This is a genomic window from Hyphomonas sp. GM-8P (genome assembly GCF_003263315.1).
Classification (GTDB): Bacteria; Pseudomonadota; Alphaproteobacteria; order Caulobacterales; family Hyphomonadaceae; genus Hyphomonas.
This window is the reverse complement of sequence record NZ_AWFE01000083.1, coordinates 141,856-157,293: the sequence shown is the minus strand read 5'-3', so window position 1 is coordinate 157,293 and position 15,438 is coordinate 141,856. Positions and strand designations below refer to the sequence as shown.

Sequence of the window (15,438 nt, the reverse complement as noted above, 5' to 3'; positions counted from 1 at the left end):
GATGCGGTCCGCGACGAGGCCCGCCGCCGGCGGGCAGAGGCAGCAGCTGCCGCGAAGGCGGAGGCGGTCGCCAGGGCCGAGGCTGAACGCATCCGCGCCGCATCCGTGGTCGAGGTTCCGGCGGCCGAGGTAAAAGCCCCGCCGAGCGATGAGGAACTGGTCTCGGTCATCGAGGAAGTCGCCGCCCGCAAGGAAGAAGAGCGCCGCGCACCGGCTCCGGCGATTGTTCCGGCAGCCGCGGCGGCTACGGCCCGTCCCGAGGTCCGCCCGCAGGTCGCCGAACATGAGGGGCATGAAGACGTCTCTTCCCGCATGGGTGATGTCTCTCAGCTGGCCTTTGCAGGGCTTGCGATCCTGGGGCTCGCCGGCCTCTCCGTGCTGGCCGCGCAGAATGCTCTGAAGAATAACGACAAGACCGACGGAAATGTCTCCGGCACGCGTGAAACCGGCGCACTCGCCCCGGCGCTGAAGCCGGGCGGGGCGTCTGCCGTGGCACTCGCCAGCGCCGCCGAGCCCGCCGCGCCGAAAGCCTGGTTCAATTACCAGGGCGTCGCCGACATGCTGGCCGAGCGCAAGGCCGAGATGGAAGCCGAAGCGAAGCTCGCCCAGGAGGCCGCCGAGAAAGAAGCCCGCCTGCGCGCCGCCAAAGCCATCGCAAATGCCGAAGCCGCCCGCGTGGCGGAAGAGGAGGCTGCCGCGGCTGCTGCTGCCGAAGAGGCCCGCCTTGCTGAGGAAGCCGAACGCAAGCGCCTCGCCGATGCCGAAGCGGCCCGCGTGGCTGAGGTCGAAGCCGGCCGGCTCGCCCGCCTTGAGGCCGCGCGTCAGGCCGCCGCCGCAGCCGAAGCCCAGCGCCTCGCAGATCTTGAAGCCAAACGCCTTGCTGAGGCTGATGCCGAGGCCCAGCGCCTTGCCAATCTGGATGCGCAGCGCCTTGCAAAACTGCGGGCCGACCGTGAAGCCGCCGAAGCCGCCGCCCGTCAGGAAGTCTTCGAGCTTGCCAAGTCACGGGAGGCCGAGCGTCTCCGTCTCGCGGCGCTGAAGGCGCAGGCAGAGGCCGATGCTGCCGAAGCCCGCCGTCTGGAACAGGTTGCTGCGCAGGCCGCCGCCGACCGTCTGGCCGCCGAGAAACTATTGGCTGAACAGCGCGCGCAGCAGCCGCGCGTGCAACAGGTTGCCGCGCCCGCGCCGGCCGAACCGAAAGCCGCCCCGGCGCCGAAGCCAGAACCCATCGTCTTCACGGCCTATGAAGGCCCGGTGCCTGTGCCGGCCTCCTACAAGCCTCAAAAACCAGCCCAATTGATCCGCGCCTCCTATTCGCCGGACGAAGGCAAGACCGTGACGCGCAAGGCGCCGGCCGCGCTGACTGCCAGCAAAACCGATGTCCGCAACATGGCCGACACCACCAGCTTGCAGACGCCGGAAGCCTTCCTCGCCGGTCGGATCGAGCGTACGGCGGCCGAGCCGATGCCGACCGAGGATATGGACCTTGTGCGCCAGGCCTTCCGCAATATTCTCGACAATGGCGCCGACGGATCGAAACAGGCGATCATCACGCCGGATGGCCGCACACTGACCATCGTCCTTGAGCGGACTGTTTCCCGTGAGATGGGCCAGTCCACTGTGCGCACCGTCACCTACACGCCGGGTGTTAGCCAGGTGACCCGTGTGGTGACCGAGCAGGCGCCGGTGACAGTCAGCGTCATGTGCCGGGATGTGGCCTATGCCTTTGCCGGACAGGAGCGCGGCCGCTTTGCCGCCTGCCAGGCGCCCGAAGGCGGCTGGACCCTCGCCCGCGCGACCGATGTGGTGAAGGTAACGACCGCCAGCCTGCCTAATTCCGCGTCCTGACCGAAGCTGCATGGGCCTCGGCCCGGTGGATGAGATGCTTCTGCACGATGCGGAAATTCTTCCGGTTTGACTGGAAGAAGATGTCGAAGACATCGCCCGCGACCGGGACAGACCCCAGCACTGTGTCGAAGACAAGGTTCCAGACGATCCCGATTGATGCCGACACCGGCAGGTTCAGCCGCCATGCCGTGACGAGGGCGTGCAGGCCAGCTGCGCCGGTGGCAACGTCCCCGGCAATTGGCACAAGGCCCAGCACCGAATCGAGGCCGAAATTCACGCCCATCATGCCGAAGCGGGAATCGAGCAGGCGTGACACCGCGTCCAGCGCGGCAAGTTCCTCACCAATCGTGCGCCCGTTCGGCAGCAGCATGGCGCGGATTTCTTCTTCCGTTGGTTTCCTGGCCATCTGCGTCTCCCCGCGAAGTCCGGCAAGCTTGCCGCAATTGCCAGCCCGCGCAAAGCCTGCTGAATAGCGGGCATGAGCCAAACCAGCGAAACCCATGTCTACAAATTGCTGACCGGCGCCGACTGGCAGGCTGCTTCGACCGTGGGCGTGACCTGTGCTGAAGTCGATGAAAAGGACGGCTATGTTCACCTGTCGACGCGGGAGCAGGTGACGGAGACCGCACGGCTGCATTTTGCCGGCGCAGAGGGCGTGCGCCTGTTGCGCTTCGCGGTCGCGGACCTGCCGCCACTGACATGGGAACCGAGCCGGGGCGGGCAGATGTTCCCGCACCTCTATGCACCGCTTGAAGTGTCGCTGGCCGAGGTCGTCTGGCATCTGATGAGGGGGGCGGACGGGGCGCTCCGCTTTCCGGAGGATTATTGATGAGTCTGACCGACCTCGGCGCGGAGATCGTCAAACTGCTGCCGCCGGAAGCGGCGCACACGGCCACCATCCGGGCGCTGAAGCTGCGCCTTGGCGTGCCGCTGAATCCGCCGCTGGCTGACCCGGCGCTGGAAACGGTGCTTCCGAAGTCCGGCCTGAAACTGCCATCGCCCGTCGGGCTGGCCGCCGGGTTCGACAAGAATTGCGACGTGCCGGATGCGATGGCGAAGTTCGGGTTCGGCTTTGTCGAATGCGGCACGGTCACCCCGCGCCCGCAGCCCGGTAATCCGAAACCGCGTCTGTTCCGCCTCAATGAAGACCGGGCCGTGATCAACCGGATGGGCTTCAACAATGCGGGGCTCGACTATTTCGTCCGCAATCTGAAAACCTATCGCGGCGAAGTGCCGGTTGGCGCGAATGTCGGCGCGAACAAGGACAGTGAGGACCGGATCGCGGATTATGTGACCGGCATCGAAGTCGTCGCCCCGCATGCGGACTATGTGACGATCAATATTTCCTCGCCCAACACGCCGGGCCTGCGCGGCCTGCAGGACCGGGCCTCGCTGGAGGCGCTGTTGACAGCGTGCGGCGCGGCAGACCGGGCGAGCAAGCCGGTTTTCCTGAAAGTGGCGCCTGATCTCGACGAGCAGGCGATTGCCGACATCGTGGACGTCGTACGCGGGCCGGGCGCATGGCTGTCGGGCCTGATCGTGTCGAACACGACACTGGCCCGGCCGGACACGCTGAAGAGTTCCCTCAAAGGTGAGACGGGCGGGCTCTCAGGCGCACCGCTGATGGTGCCGTCCACGGAGGTTCTGTCGGCCTTTGCCCGCGCCCTGAAGGGTGAATTTGACCTGATCGGGGCAGGGGGCATCGCCAGCGCGGCGGACGCCTATGCCAAGATTCGTGCCGGGGCGAATGCCGTGCAGCTCTATTCCGCCATGGTCTATGAAGGTCCGGGCCTCGCACAGAGCATCAACAAGGGCCTGCCCGCCCTGCTGAAGGCGGATGGGTTCGCGACGCTGGCCGAGGCAGTCGGGACGGACCTCTAGGCCGTCTGCAGCCGCCGGAACAGGCCGGGCACATAGATGCCCAGCGCGGCGGCGCGATAGAGATACATCAGCAGGAACGCGGTCCAGACACCGGTATTGCCATAGAGCGGACGTAGGATCAGGTCTGTGCTGATATAGAGCACGGCGACGGCGACGCCGGCATTTCGCAGGGCCCGGCCTTGCGTGGTGCCCAGGAACAGGCCGTCCAGCTGCCAGGGCGCAATGCCGATCAGCGGCACCAGCGCGCAATAAGGCAGGAAGGCGAGCGCGGCATCGCGCGCTTCGACATCCCGCACAAAGGTCGTGATCACCCAGCCGCCGCCGAAGAAATAAAGGAGGGCGAAGGCGAGCCCGGCAATCAAGGCAAATTCCGTTGTCAGCCGCATGGCGCGGGCGAGGCGCGGCGCGCTGTTGGCGCCATAGGCTTCCCCGGCTTCCTTCTCCGCGACGAAGGCGAACCCGTCGAGCACAAAGGCCGCGACGGTGATGAATTGTAGCAGGACCTCGTTGCCCGCCGTGACTGCGGTGGAGATCAGCGTGCCCGATCTGACGAACCAGCCGAAGCAGAGCACCAGCGCCAGCGTACGGATCATGATGTCCCGGTTGGCGCCGAACAGGGCCGCAAGACGTGCGCGGTCGAACAGCGGCGCTGCACCCCGGAAGGCCGGCAAGACCAGCGCCAGGCCGAAGAGCAGCGCCGTCCATTCCGCAATCGCTGTGCCTGCGCCGATGCCCGCCGGGCCCAGCCCGAGACCGGCGACGAACCAGGTGTCCAGCCCGGCATTCACCGTGTTCATGATGATCTGGAAGGCGAGCATCTGGCCGGTCTTGCCGGTGCCCAGCATCCAGCCGGTCACCGCGAGTCCCATAAGGTAGGCCGGTGCACCCCAGATGCGCGCATCGAAATAAGCTCCGGCCAACGTCTCCACATGGTCGGTACTGGCAAAGGCCGCGAAGGCGAGTGGTTTCAGGATCGAGGAGAGGATCAAAAGGATGAGGCCAATGGCGCCGCCGAGTGACAGGGCGCGCAAGAGGACGGCGCGCTTTTCTGCTTCATCGTCCCGGCCTGCCGCCTGTGCGGAGAGGCCCGTGGTCGACATGCGCAGGAAGCCGAAGCCCCAGTAGATGAAACTGTAGGCGACGGCGGCGATAGCCACCGCGGCGAGGTCTGCCTTGTCGCCGAACCGGCCCATGACAGCTGTGTCGACAAGGCCGGTCGTAGCGGTTGCCGCCTGGGCGGCGATGATCGGCAGGGCGAGCTGCAGGGTCTTCTGGCGGGTCAGCATGGGAGGCGGGGTTTAGACCGCTTTGCGCCTCAGGGCGAGGGCGGGGCGTCTGCCGGCGCACTGGGACGCTGGTGCAGTTCGATGGCACGGTAAAGGGCATCGGAATCCGGTAGCGAGACCTTCAGGTAAATCGGGAAAGCGGCGGCGATCACGAACAGGGCGATGGGGATGCCGCGCGAGAATTTCGGCGGCTCAGGGTGCTTGGCTACGGCAATGGCCAGCATGACGAGGAACAGGCCCGCCAAGGCGTATCCTGCCAGCACGTCGCTGAACCAGTGGGCGCCCAGATACATGCGCGATACCCCGATCATCGCGACCAGAAGCAGGAAAGATCCGGTCAGGCCCCAGCGCATCCAGCCGCGGAAGGTGACGAAGGTCAGCCCGGCAATGGCGCCATAGATCAGCGCAGAATGGGCGACATGGCTGGACGGGAAGCTGAACATGTCAACGCCCGTATACGGAATATCCGAGGGGCGGGGCCGGGCGATCCAGAGCTTGATCGTGTGCACCACGACCGGCATCGACCCGAAGCAGAGCGTGTAACACATGGCCCGCCAGCGGGCGCCGGTGAAAAGGAAGGACGCAACGGTGACCACGGCCGCCAGCGTCAGGAACAGGCCGTCCCCCAATGCGGTGACGACAAGCATCAGATCGTAGAGTGACCCGCCGCGTGCGCCATCGACCAGATTGTCGACCAGGTGGTCTATCGGGGCGAGGGGCCAGAAACCGGCGGCGCCTGCGGTGAGGATAACGAGCACAAGGATGGCCACGCCCGCCGCCCAGCCAAGCTGGCGGCTGCCAAAGGTCGGAACGGTGCGGGGCCGCCGTCTCACGCGGGCGCGCGCTTTCCTGTCAATGTCATACGCAACACGGGAAGTCCCTCATCGCCCGAATTCAACCCCGATACTGCCCTTGAGCATAGGCCCAAGGGCAGAACTGGAAAAGGTCAAACCGGATCGCGGGCGATATAGATGTCGTAGTCGAACTCGTTTTCCCATTTGGCAACGGCAGTCGCAACGGTGGCATCCCCCGTCACATTGGTAAGGGTCCGCATCATGTCGAGCAGCCGGTCGAAGGGCAGGATGAAGCCGATGACGAGATAGGCGGTTTCCTGCGGAATGCCGACCTGTTGCAGGGCCATGCCGGACAGGAGCAGGCCTGCACTGGGGATCCCCGCAGCGCCGATCGAGACCAGCGTTGCCATCAGGGCGACCAGAACATACTGGCCAAGCGTGACCTCAACGCCGAGCGCCTGCGCGCCGAAGAGGGCGACCATGCCAATATAGATAGCCGTGCCGTCCATATTGATCGTGGCGCCCAGCGGCAGGACGGAACCCGCGATGGATTTGTCGACGCCCAGGTTTTCTTCGGCACAGGCAATGGTCACCGGCAGGGTCGCGCTGGAAGACGAGGTCGAATAGGCGACGGCCTGCGCATCAGTGACGCCGCGGAAGAAAGGCATCAGCGGAAGGCGCAGCACGAATTTGATGATCCCGCCATAAGTGATCATGATGTGCAGAATGCAGGCGAGGTAGAGCGCGATGGCGAGGACGCCGAGGCTCTGCAGGATGCCGAGGCCCTGCGTGGCCAGCACCCAGGTCATCAGGGCGAACACGCCGAACGGGGCGGTTTCCATCACGAATTCGGTGACTTTCATCATCACTTCGGCGGCGCCGTCGAAGAAGGCGGCAACCGGTTTGCCCAAATCCCCGGCGATCATGATGCCGACACCGAACAGGATGGCGAAGAAGATGACCTGCAGGATGTCGCCGTTCGCGAGGGCTTCGAACGGGTTGGTTGGCACGATGGCGAGGAAGCGTTCGACGAAGCCGCCTGCCTGATCCGCTTTTTCGGCAATGCTCTGCATCGCGCTGCCATCGACGCCTTCGAACATTTCCGGCGACAGGCTGGCGCCCGGCTGGAAGAGGGTGGCCATGATCAGGCCCAGCGTGACGGCGATGGCGGTGGTGCCGAAATAGAGGCCGATCGTGCGCAGGCCGAGGCTGCCAAGCCGCTTCGGATCGCCCATGGCGATCATGCCGGACACGAGGGTGAAGAAGACAAGCGGAACAACCAGCATCCGGATCAGGCGAAGGAACAGGTCTCCCAGCCATTTGACCCAGTCAGTCGCGAAAATCGCAGCCGCATCGGGACCCAGACCGGCGCGCAGCCCTATGCCAGCGATTGTGCCGAGCACCAGTGCAGCGATCACGCGCTTCCACAGGTCAATTTCAAACCACCACTTCATCCACAGCTCCCTCAAAAGTTGGCCAGACCCTAGGGAGGAGATCATGGGAACGCAATTGGGGCTTTGTCCGGCACTGTAATCGGACCGCCAGTGCTTGCCAGAGGGGCAGGGGCGGCCTTATTGCGGCAAGGGATGGCAAATATTCGCGCTTCCCTGCCGATAGATGAGGTGCTGGGGGACATTTCTGCCCGCCTTGGCGAGGCGCCGCGGCTTGTGCTGGCTGCCCCGCCAGGGGCGGGCAAGACGACCCGCGTGCCCCTTTCTCTGGCAGGGTTCCTGGACCTGCCTGCGGTGGTAACCGGGCGCATCCTGATGCTGGAACCCCGCCGTATCGCGGCGCGCATGGCGGGGCAGCAGATGGCGAGAAGCCTTGGCGAGCCACTCGGCAAGCGCGTGGGCCTGACCACACGTGTGGACCGGAAAGTTTCGGCCGACACGGTAGTCGAAGTCATCACGGATGGCCTGTTTACCCGGCGGATCCTGAACGATCCGGAACTGACGGGTGTGGGGGCGATCCTGTTCGACGAATTTCACGAGCGGAGGCTGAATTCGGATCTTGGACTCGCTCTGGCGCTGGAAAGCCAGGCGGCGTTCCGAGACGACCTGAAGCTGCTGATCATGTCCGCAACGCTGGATACAGCCCGTGTATCCAAAGTGTTTGATGCGCCCGTCGTGGAGAGTGAAGGCCGGATGTTCCCGGTGGAGACGCGATACCTTGGCCGGTCGGAGGACCGTATCGAGGACCGGATGGCGGCGGCCGTCCGGCGGGCGCTCAGGGAAGAGGACGGATCTGTTCTCGCTTTCCTCCCGGGGGCGGGCGAAATCCAGCGCACGGCCGAGCGGCTGGGTGGGCTTGGCCCGGATGTGATCGTGGCGCCCTTGTTCGGGACGCTCAGCCCGGCTGAGCAGGATGCTGCTGTCCAGCCAGCGCCGGAGGGCAAGCGCAAGATCGTTCTGGCAACGGACATTGCCGAAAGCGCGCTGACCATTGAGGGCGTTCGGATCGTGATCGATTCCGGCCTGTCCCGGGTCGCGGAAGACAATATCGGCGGGCTTGGCTCGCGGCTCAGCACCGTGCGGGCGTCGCGCGCCTCGGTTGATCAGCGCCGGGGCCGTGCCGGGCGGCTTGAGCCGGGCGTCTGCTACCGCCTGTGGGACGAGGAAGCCACGCGGGGTCTGATGCCCGCGCCCGTGCCGGAGATCCTGTCGAGCGACCTGTCCGGTCTTGTCCTGACACTCGCCGAATGGGGTGAGCGGGACGCAGCGAACCTCACCTGGATGGATGCGCCGCCGGCAGGCCGCCTGAAGGCCGCTGTTGACCTGTTGGTGACCCTGCGTGCGGTGGATGAAGACGGGCGGCTCACACCGCTCGGGTCGGAGATGTCGCGCCTGCCATTATCGCCGCGGCTGGCGGCGCTTGTCGCCGGGGCGGAGGGCGGAGAACGTTCACTGGCTGCCGAAGTCGCGGCGCTCGCCGGAGAACGAGGCGTAGGCGGAACATCCATCGATCTGCGCGAGCGACTCGCCCGGTTCCGGCAGGAACGCTCGCCGCGCGCCCGCGTGCTGCAACAGCAGGCGAAGAGTTGGGGCAAGGGGGCCGCGCCATTGGGTGATCTTGCGAAACTACTGGCGCGTGCCTGGCCGGACGAGGTGGCGCGCAAGCGGCCCGGCAGTGCGGGCACTTACCTGCTCGCCTCGGGACGGGCGGCGGCCCTGCCGGAAAATGATCCGCTGGCGAAATCGGACTGGTTGGTCGTGGCCGATCTTGGCGGTGCTTCAAAAGAAGCGCGCATATCGCTCGCCGTGCCGATCAGTAAGGCAGATGCCTTGGCGAGCAGCGATGTGGTCAGCGAAGACCGCGCTGAATTTGATCCGAAGACGGGACGTTTCACGGCGCGGCGGGTGAAGGCGCTGGGGGCCATCGTCCTGTCCGAAGCGCCGCTGCCGAAACCGTCAGCCAATGTCGCCGCGAAGGCGATGCTGGATGCCGTGCGTGAGCAGGGTTTAGCCGCCATCAGCGCAGGGGAGGTGGTGGAGGAGACGCTGTCGCGCATCTCCCTTCTGGAGCGGTCGGGACTGGTGGAGGCGCAGAACCTTAGCGAAGAAAGCCTGCTTGCCTCGGTCGGGGACTGGCTGTTGCCATGTCTGAAGAAGGCCGGGGGGCAGGTGCCGGCGGACCACAAGGTACGCGAGGCGCTTGTGGCTTCGCTCGGCTGGCAGGTGCAGGAAGCGCTGCGCACGGGCGCGCCGCTGTCGCTGGAACTGCCGTCCGGACAGTCAGCGCGTGTCGACTATCTCGATCCGCGTGCTCCGCTCCTCTCGGCGCGGGCGCAGGCCTTCTGGGGGTGTACGGAGCATTTGCGGATTGCTGGGGGCCGCGTGCCGGTTACGGTGGAAATGCTGTCACCCGGCATGAAACCTGTTGCGACAACGCAGGACCTGCCCGCCTTCTGGCAGGGCGGCTACAAGGATATGGCGAAGGACATGCGCGGGCGCTATCCCAAGCATGACTGGCCGGACGATCCGGCGAATGCCCGCGCGCACGAAGGCCGGACGAAGAAGCGATTGTCATGAGCAAAGAAATAAACATCCGCAGCGATTGGCGGGACGGCGATGTCGAGCGCATCGTCGACCTGCATCGACGCGGCTATGAGCAGGAAGGCGGGCATCACTACGGCGCCGACTTCCTGGATCATGTCCGTCGTACGGTGGGAGAAGCCGACATTCCTTCGCGCCCCGGAAGCTGCGTCTGGTTCGTCGAGATGGATGGTGAAACGGTTGGCTGCGCGGCGATTGTGGACCGGGGTGATGCCGGCCAGCTGCGCTGGGTGGTGCTGATGCCGGAAACACGCGGGCTGGGCTTCGGCGGTAGATTGCTGGATGCAGCAATGAAACATGCCGAAGCGCAGGACTGGACTTCGATCTATCTCGAAACCACGGACGGGCTGGAGGCTTCGATGGCGCTTTACAAGCGGCTGGGTTTCGAAGTTGAGATCGCGGAGGACCGCCCGCTCTGGCATGGCGGCGGTCGGTTCATCCAGATGCGCAAGACGCTCTGACTTCAGAACGGACAGGGAAGGGAAAGCCTGAGGCGCTCGCCTGTGCCCGGATGATCGAACGCGATGGCGCTGGCATGCAGGTAAAGACGCGGCGCGGCGGCGAGAGCAGCTTCGTGGGCATAAAGTTCGTCGCCGAGGATCGGATGCCCGATTTCCGCGAGGTGCACGCGTAGCTGGTGTGAGCGTCCGGTGAGTGGCGTGAGGCGCATGCGGCTATGGGTCGTTCCGGTCTCAATGGTCTCGTACAGGGTCCGGCTCGGCTTGCCGATCTCGTGATCCACTTTCTGGCGCGGGCGGTTTGGCCAGTCCGTGATCAGGGGCAGGTCGATCTCGCCTTGGGTGGGATCAGGCGCGCCCCAGACATCCGCGATGTATTCCTTCTCCACGCCGCCCCGTTCGAACAGGCCGGACAGCGCAACCTGCATCACCTTTGACTGGGCGAGGATGAGCAGGCCGCTGGTGCCCATGTCGAGGCGGTGAACAGTCAGCGCGTCCGGATACTCCGCCTTGACCCGTGAGACGGCGCAGTCTGCTTTTTCCCGTCCTCGTCCGGGTACGGAAAGCAGGCCGGATGGCTTGTCGATCACGATCAGATGATCGTCGACATGCACATAGCGGACAGGTTCCTGCGGCGGGGCGTAGCGGGTCACACGACGAGGTCCGGCAGGGCCAGGCGGAAGACGGTGCCCTCCGGCCCGGTGGAGGCGAGCACAAGATCCCCGCCCATGCCGACCGCGAGTTCCCGCGCGATGACGAGGCCAAGGCCCGTGCCGGTCTTGCGGGAGGAAGCCGCGAAGGGCTTGAACAGATTGTCCCGCGCATTCGGCGGCAGGCCGGGACCGGTGTCTATGAACTCGACCCCATCACGTGTCAGCGTCACGGTGATGCGCTTTGGCAGGGAGGCGGCAGCCACCATGGCCTCGGCAGCGTTGCGGATCAGGTTCGCTGCCAACCGGTGCAAATGTTCCGGGTCCGCATTGATGATCCGGGCGCTTGGCAGGTCGTCGATAAACTCGACTTCCGGCCAGGCGGCGAGCGCTTCCGACGCGGCCTCCTCGATACAGCCGCGCAGGGAGACAGGCTGGATGTCCGGCGGCTGGGGCGCGGCCTTGCCATAGTCCAGCGTTTCGGAGGCGAGATTGATTGCCCGGGTGAGGGCGCGTTCGAGACGTGGGGCAGCCTTCTGCACGCGCGGGTCCTCCGATCGGGCCAGCGTGTCCGAGACAAGCTGCGCCGAGGCGAGCGAGTTGCGCAAATCGTGATTGATCTTGGCAACGGCTGTGCCGAGTTCGGCGAGGTGAGCGCGCTGGCGGAAGGCATCGGCCACGGCCTCTTCCATGTCGGACAGGGCATTCTGCGCACGGCCGATCTCGTCCCGCCGGGAAGTTGGCTGCAGCCGCCGGGACCAGCCGCCGGGGTCCATCCGGAACTGTTCGACACTGGCCGTGACCCGCGCCATCGGGCGCACGACCAGAAAGTGCAGGAGCACATAGATCACGGTCGCCGCGATCAGGGCGATCAGGAAAGACAGGCCGAGGATGCGCTGGCCATAGGCGTAAAGGTCTTCCCGGAGCGGGGCCTGCGGCACAACAACTTCGATGACGCGTTCAGGGGTCGAGCCGACGGCCGTGATCACCAGGATTCGGTCTTTCGAGGCAGCGAAGGCACCCATCACCTGCATCACCCGGCTGACAGCGGTCGTCTCGCGCAGGTCGAGCTGGTAAAAACTGCCCTCGATATCCATGCCGGAATCGAGCAGCTGAATATGCATGTCATCTTCGACTTCGGCCACGGAAAGGACCTCGGCATTTTCCAGCAATTGCTGGGCGAGTTCTTCCGACACCATGCGGGACGGTGAGGCGTCGAGGGCGAGAGCGGCAATCCGCGCGGCCTGAAGCCGTTCGGCCAGCCATGCATTCCGGAATCCGGAGGCGCTGGGGATGAAGATCAGGCCTTCGACAAACAGGATCGCGGCGAGGGTGAAGCCGAAAAGCCGGAACGATAGCCCATGGTACCAGCGTGCGGACGCAGGCTGGCGGACAGGGGCCGGAAGAGGTGCGCGTGCGTTACCGTTCACACGCGCTGAAGTAGCCTACGGGATGCGTTGGAGCAAGCCGACGAGACGCCGCGCGTTCTTGCTGAACACGACGGGCGTGAAGTGGGCGGAAGCCGCGCGTTTCACGACCTCTGCGCGTGTCGGATAGGGCGAGATGAAATTGGTCAGCGCGGTGAGTTTCAGTCCGTTCGACATGGCGACGGAGACAAGCTGGAGAATGTCGCCCGCGCCTTCGCCGACAATGGACGCTCCAACCAGTTTCCCCTTGTGCAGCACCAGTTTGCACTCGCCGAGCGTCTTGCCTTCGGCGATCGCCCGGTCGTTTTCATGGAAGGGAAAGGCGGAGGTGGTGACCTTGCCGCCAAATTTCGTGCGTGCTTCAGCCTCTGTGAGGCCGAGTTGCGCGACTTCCGGGCTGGTATAGGTGACGGCGGGCACGGGCAGGCTGGAGGCCCTGGTGCCCTGTTTGAAAAAGGCCCGCCGGGTAAAGACCGAGGCATGCCATCCGGCAATATGGGTGAATTGTTCCATGCCGGCCGCATCGCCAAGCGCCCAGACGCGCGGATTGGAGTGCGAGCGCAGTGTGTCGCCGACGGTGATGCCTTTCTGGCTGTACTCAACGCCGCCTTTTTCAAGGTCCAGCCCGTCCAGAACCGCGCGGCGGCCCGTGGCGACCAGTAGATGGCTGCAATCGATCACGGGCGTCGCTGTGCCATTGTCCGTGTGCACGCGGATATGGCCATTCTCCTGCATGACGCGCTGGGCTTTATGCTGCTCGAGGACCGTAACGCCCTCTTCGCGCAGGGTCTTGATGGCGATGGCCGCGTGATCGGCGTCTGCGCGCGGCATGGCGCGCCCCATCTCGATCACGGTGACCTTCGATCCAAGTCGGGTAAACGCCTGCGCCATTTCTACGCCAATTGGCCCGCCACCGAGGATGACGAGGTGTTCCGGAAGCTCCGGCAGGGTGAAGATGGTTTCATTGGTCAGGAAAGGCACATCCTTCAGCCCCTCGATGGGTGGGATGAAGGCGCGCGAGCCTGTGGCGATGATGATGCGCCGGGCCTGGGTGCAAGATGTGTCCGAGACAATTGTCTTCTTGTCAGCAAACCGGGCGGCTTCCCGGATGACGGTGACGCCCAGGCCTTCGAAGCGTTCCTGGCTGTCGACCGGGGCAATCGTGGCGATCGCGCCGGAAACATGTGCTTTGACGGCGTCCCAGTCCGTTTTTGGATCCTGAGTCCGGATTCCGTACTTTTTGGCCTCGCGCACGCCGGCTGCGGCCTTTGCCGCGCTGAGCAGGGCCTTGGACGGTACGCAGCCATAGTTCAGGCAGTCCCCGCCCATTTCGTGCTTCTCGTACAGCACGACTTTCAGGCCCAGCATGGCGGCGCCGGCGGCAGCTGACAGGCCGCCCGACCCGGCCCCGATGATGCAAAGGTCGGCTTTCAGGGTTTTGACGGAGTCACTCATGCGGGCGGGCTTTCGATTTCGGGGATCTTGCGGCCAAAAAATTTCTTCCAGACAACCGGCATGAGAGACACGACTGCGAGCGCGGCGAAGGCGGGAACAAGGTTTCCGGCAACGGCGGCAATGTCAGGATTCTCTCCGGCTTCGAATGTCGCGCCGAGGCCAGCGCCGATCCAGGTATAAGCGACCACGCCGGGGATGATGCCGAGAGCGGTGGTCAGGGCATAGTCGGGATAGCGTGCACCCAGCAGGGCCGGGGCGATATTGGCCACCGGGAAGGGCACGATAGGCAGGAAGCGCAGGGCGAACATGTAGGAGCGCGGGTTTTCACGGAAGCCTGACTCCATCTTTCGCAGGAACGGACCTGCCCGTTCGCGCAGCATGCCGCCAAAGGCAGTGCGAGCCGCAAGGAACAGGAGGCTTGCGCCCAGAGTGGCACCCACGACGGTCGTGACCGATCCGCCTGCCAGCCCGAACAGGAAGCCGCCCGCAATGGTGATCCAGAGGGCGCCCGGCACCATGAAAAGCGTGGAGAGCGCGTAGATCAGGACATAGGCCGCCACCGCGATGAGGAGGTTACCCTCCACAAAGCTGCGCAGGGCTTCATGCTGTTCGCGCAGGGTCTGCAGCGACAGATAGTCGAACAGGCCAAGGCGCCAGCCGGCCAGGAGGCCGCCGGCGATCACATAAACCGGCCAGAGGCGCTGCCAGAGTGGGGCAGCAGGTTTGTGATTTGTCTCGGTCATTCGGTCTCGGCCTTCTTGGTGTCGTTGAGGGACCAATTGTACTCATACGCACGAATGCGCGGATTGGAGTGGATTTTTTCGGCCAGACCGGAATCGGCATAGGCCAGAAGATGGTCGATGACGGCCTGTTTCGATCCGCCGAAATCGGCTTCGAACCAGTCATAGATGGAAGACACCCTGAGGCCACGGGGCGTTACGGTCACGCCGCGGGGGTCGTTGATGTAGGCCCGGGCGGCAGCGGCGAGGTCTTCGTCCAGCGTCTCGGCCTGCCAGGCTTTGACCTGAAGATTCGGGCAGGACACCGCCGCGCAATTGATCGCATAGTGCACCAGCGGATTGCCGAAACGCGGGCGCAGGATGGCGTGCTCGATCTCGTCGAGAGAGACGGTTTGGCCATCCGCCACCACTTTGATCTTCTTCCATGGCCCGCCAAACAAGTGGCCATCGCGGATCGAGCCTGTGGGGTAATTCTCCAGGATGTAGCGCATGGTGACAGCATTATAGAGGTTGGCCCACGCCGCGAAGGTGGCTGCGTCGGTCCCGGAAAGATCCATCTCCGCGAATTTCGCGATATAGGTATCCAGCGCCGCGCGGTCCTCGGCATTGGCCTTGAAGGCGGCATAATCGACCCGGTTCACCCCATCGATGCCGGGCTGGACGTATTTCTTCAGCAGGCAGGTCCACGCGGCATGCACCGGTTTTTCAGCAGGTTGTTGCTGTACCATGCCGGAAACCGGCACGGCTGGCTGCGCCAGTGCGCTGAGTGGTGTCAGGGCGAGGGCCACAGGTAGGGCAAGGCGGCAGGCGGCTCCGGGCATGGGGCGGTTGGCTCCAGAATGGGCAA

13 protein-coding genes and 1 pseudogene are annotated in these 15,438 nt (G+C 64.9%); 5 read left to right on the top strand and 9 right to left on the bottom strand.

Annotated elements, in window-relative coordinates; all coding sequences use genetic code 11:
• Positions 1-1,848, top strand: a pseudogene (locus HY26_RS19040) (hypothetical protein); the annotation flags it as partial.
• Here HY26_RS19040 and HY26_RS19035 read toward each other — a convergent pair.
• The gene (locus tag HY26_RS19035) at positions 1,832-2,254 is read right to left on the bottom strand and encodes a DUF4112 domain-containing protein (RefSeq protein ID WP_158531501.1); all 423 of its coding nucleotides are present in this window, start codon (positions 2,252-2,254) and stop codon (positions 1,832-1,834) included. The pseudogene HY26_RS19040 and the gene HY26_RS19035 sit on opposite strands and share 17 nt — an antisense overlap.
• 72 nt (positions 2,255-2,326) lie before the next feature.
• Here HY26_RS19035 and HY26_RS13395 point away from each other — a divergent pair, with 72 nt between their 5' ends.
• Together HY26_RS13395 and HY26_RS13390 are read left to right on the top strand one after the other, a co-directional pair.
• Positions 2,327-2,677: a DUF952 domain-containing protein gene (locus tag HY26_RS13395; protein ID WP_034766769.1), complete on the top strand. Its 351-nt coding sequence runs from the start codon at positions 2,327-2,329 to the stop codon at positions 2,675-2,677.
• Entirely contained in the window at positions 2,677-3,729 is a 1,053-nt protein-coding gene (locus tag HY26_RS13390) for a quinone-dependent dihydroorotate dehydrogenase (RefSeq protein ID WP_034766767.1), read from the top strand. Before HY26_RS13395 ends, HY26_RS13390 begins: the two co-directional genes overlap by 1 nt.
• Here the strand turns inward: HY26_RS13390 and HY26_RS13385 are convergent.
• From HY26_RS13385 to HY26_RS13375, 3 genes are all read right to left on the bottom strand, one after another.
• Entirely contained in the window at positions 3,726-5,015 is a 1,290-nt protein-coding gene (locus HY26_RS13385; RefSeq protein ID WP_034766765.1) for an MATE family efflux transporter, read from the bottom strand. The two genes, HY26_RS13390 and HY26_RS13385, sit on opposite strands and share 4 nt — an antisense overlap.
• A gap of 29 nt (positions 5,016-5,044) precedes the next feature.
• The gene (locus HY26_RS13380; protein ID WP_034766763.1) at positions 5,045-5,848 is read right to left on the bottom strand and encodes a phosphatase PAP2 family protein; all 804 of its coding nucleotides are present in this window, start codon (positions 5,846-5,848) and stop codon (positions 5,045-5,047) included.
• A gap of 113 nt (positions 5,849-5,961) precedes the next feature.
• The gene (locus HY26_RS13375; RefSeq protein WP_034766761.1) at positions 5,962-7,263 is read right to left on the bottom strand and encodes a dicarboxylate/amino acid:cation symporter; all 1,302 of its coding nucleotides are present in this window, start codon (positions 7,261-7,263) and stop codon (positions 5,962-5,964) included.
• Between the two features lie 132 nt (positions 7,264-7,395).
• On the opposite strand from HY26_RS13375, the gene hrpB reads away from it, so the two are divergent.
• Entirely contained in the window at positions 7,396-9,837 is a 2,442-nt protein-coding gene (gene hrpB / locus HY26_RS13370) for an ATP-dependent helicase HrpB (RefSeq protein WP_034766760.1), read from the top strand.
• Positions 9,834-10,322 (top strand): GNAT family N-acetyltransferase, encoded by a 489-nt coding sequence (locus HY26_RS13365; RefSeq protein ID WP_034766758.1) that lies wholly within the window; start codon positions 9,834-9,836, stop codon positions 10,320-10,322. The genes hrpB and HY26_RS13365 overlap by 4 nt, the downstream gene beginning before the upstream one ends.
• A gap of 2 nt (positions 10,323-10,324) precedes the next feature.
• Here the strand turns inward: HY26_RS13365 and HY26_RS13360 are convergent, their stop codons facing one another.
• The 5 genes from HY26_RS13360 to HY26_RS13340 are packed head-to-tail and all read right to left on the bottom strand — an operon-like array spanning position 10,325 to position 15,412.
• Entirely contained in the window at positions 10,325-10,972 is a 648-nt protein-coding gene (locus HY26_RS13360) for a pseudouridine synthase (RefSeq protein ID WP_034766755.1), read from the bottom strand.
• Positions 10,969-12,399 (bottom strand): HAMP domain-containing sensor histidine kinase, encoded by a 1,431-nt coding sequence (locus tag HY26_RS13355; protein ID WP_081813121.1) that lies wholly within the window; start codon positions 12,397-12,399, stop codon positions 10,969-10,971. The genes HY26_RS13360 and HY26_RS13355 overlap by 4 nt, the downstream gene beginning before the upstream one ends.
• A gap of 15 nt (positions 12,400-12,414) precedes the next feature.
• Positions 12,415-13,851 (bottom strand): NAD(P)/FAD-dependent oxidoreductase, encoded by a 1,437-nt coding sequence (locus tag HY26_RS13350; protein ID WP_034766753.1) that lies wholly within the window; start codon positions 13,849-13,851, stop codon positions 12,415-12,417.
• Positions 13,848-14,594 (bottom strand): TVP38/TMEM64 family protein, encoded by a 747-nt coding sequence (locus HY26_RS13345; protein WP_034766751.1) that lies wholly within the window; start codon positions 14,592-14,594, stop codon positions 13,848-13,850. Before HY26_RS13345 ends, HY26_RS13350 begins: the two co-directional genes overlap by 4 nt.
• The gene (locus HY26_RS13340; protein ID WP_233348771.1) at positions 14,591-15,412 is read right to left on the bottom strand and encodes a DUF547 domain-containing protein; all 822 of its coding nucleotides are present in this window, start codon (positions 15,410-15,412) and stop codon (positions 14,591-14,593) included. Before HY26_RS13340 ends, HY26_RS13345 begins: the two co-directional genes overlap by 4 nt.
• Positions 15,413-15,438 lie beyond the last annotated feature (26 nt).

Bases quoted from the DNA above. Each gene is read 5' to 3' on its own strand.
- HY26_RS19035 (WP_158531501.1), bottom strand. From the start codon at position 2,254: ATGGCCAGGAAACCAACGGAAGAAGAAATCCGCGCCATGCTGCTGCCG.
- HY26_RS13395 (WP_034766769.1), top strand. From the start codon at position 2,327: ATGAGCCAAACCAGCGAAACCCATGTCTACAAATTGCTGACCGGCGCC.
- HY26_RS13390 (WP_034766767.1), top strand. From the start codon at position 2,677: ATGAGTCTGACCGACCTCGGCGCGGAGATCGTCAAACTGCTGCCGCCG.
- HY26_RS13385 (WP_034766765.1), bottom strand. From the start codon at position 5,015: ATGCTGACCCGCCAGAAGACCCTGCAGCTCGCCCTGCCGATCATCGCC.
- HY26_RS13375 (WP_034766761.1), bottom strand. From the start codon at position 7,263: ATGAAGTGGTGGTTTGAAATTGACCTGTGGAAGCGCGTGATCGCTGCA.
- hrpB (WP_034766760.1), top strand. From the start codon at position 7,396: ATGGCAAATATTCGCGCTTCCCTGCCGATAGATGAGGTGCTGGGGGAC.
- HY26_RS13365 (WP_034766758.1), top strand. From the start codon at position 9,834: ATGAGCAAAGAAATAAACATCCGCAGCGATTGGCGGGACGGCGATGTC.
- HY26_RS13350 (WP_034766753.1), bottom strand. From the start codon at position 13,851: ATGAGTGACTCCGTCAAAACCCTGAAAGCCGACCTTTGCATCATCGGG.
- HY26_RS13345 (WP_034766751.1), bottom strand. From the start codon at position 14,594: ATGACCGAGACAAATCACAAACCTGCTGCCCCACTCTGGCAGCGCCTC.
- HY26_RS13340 (WP_233348771.1), bottom strand. From the start codon at position 15,412: ATGCCCGGAGCCGCCTGCCGCCTTGCCCTACCTGTGGCCCTCGCCCTG.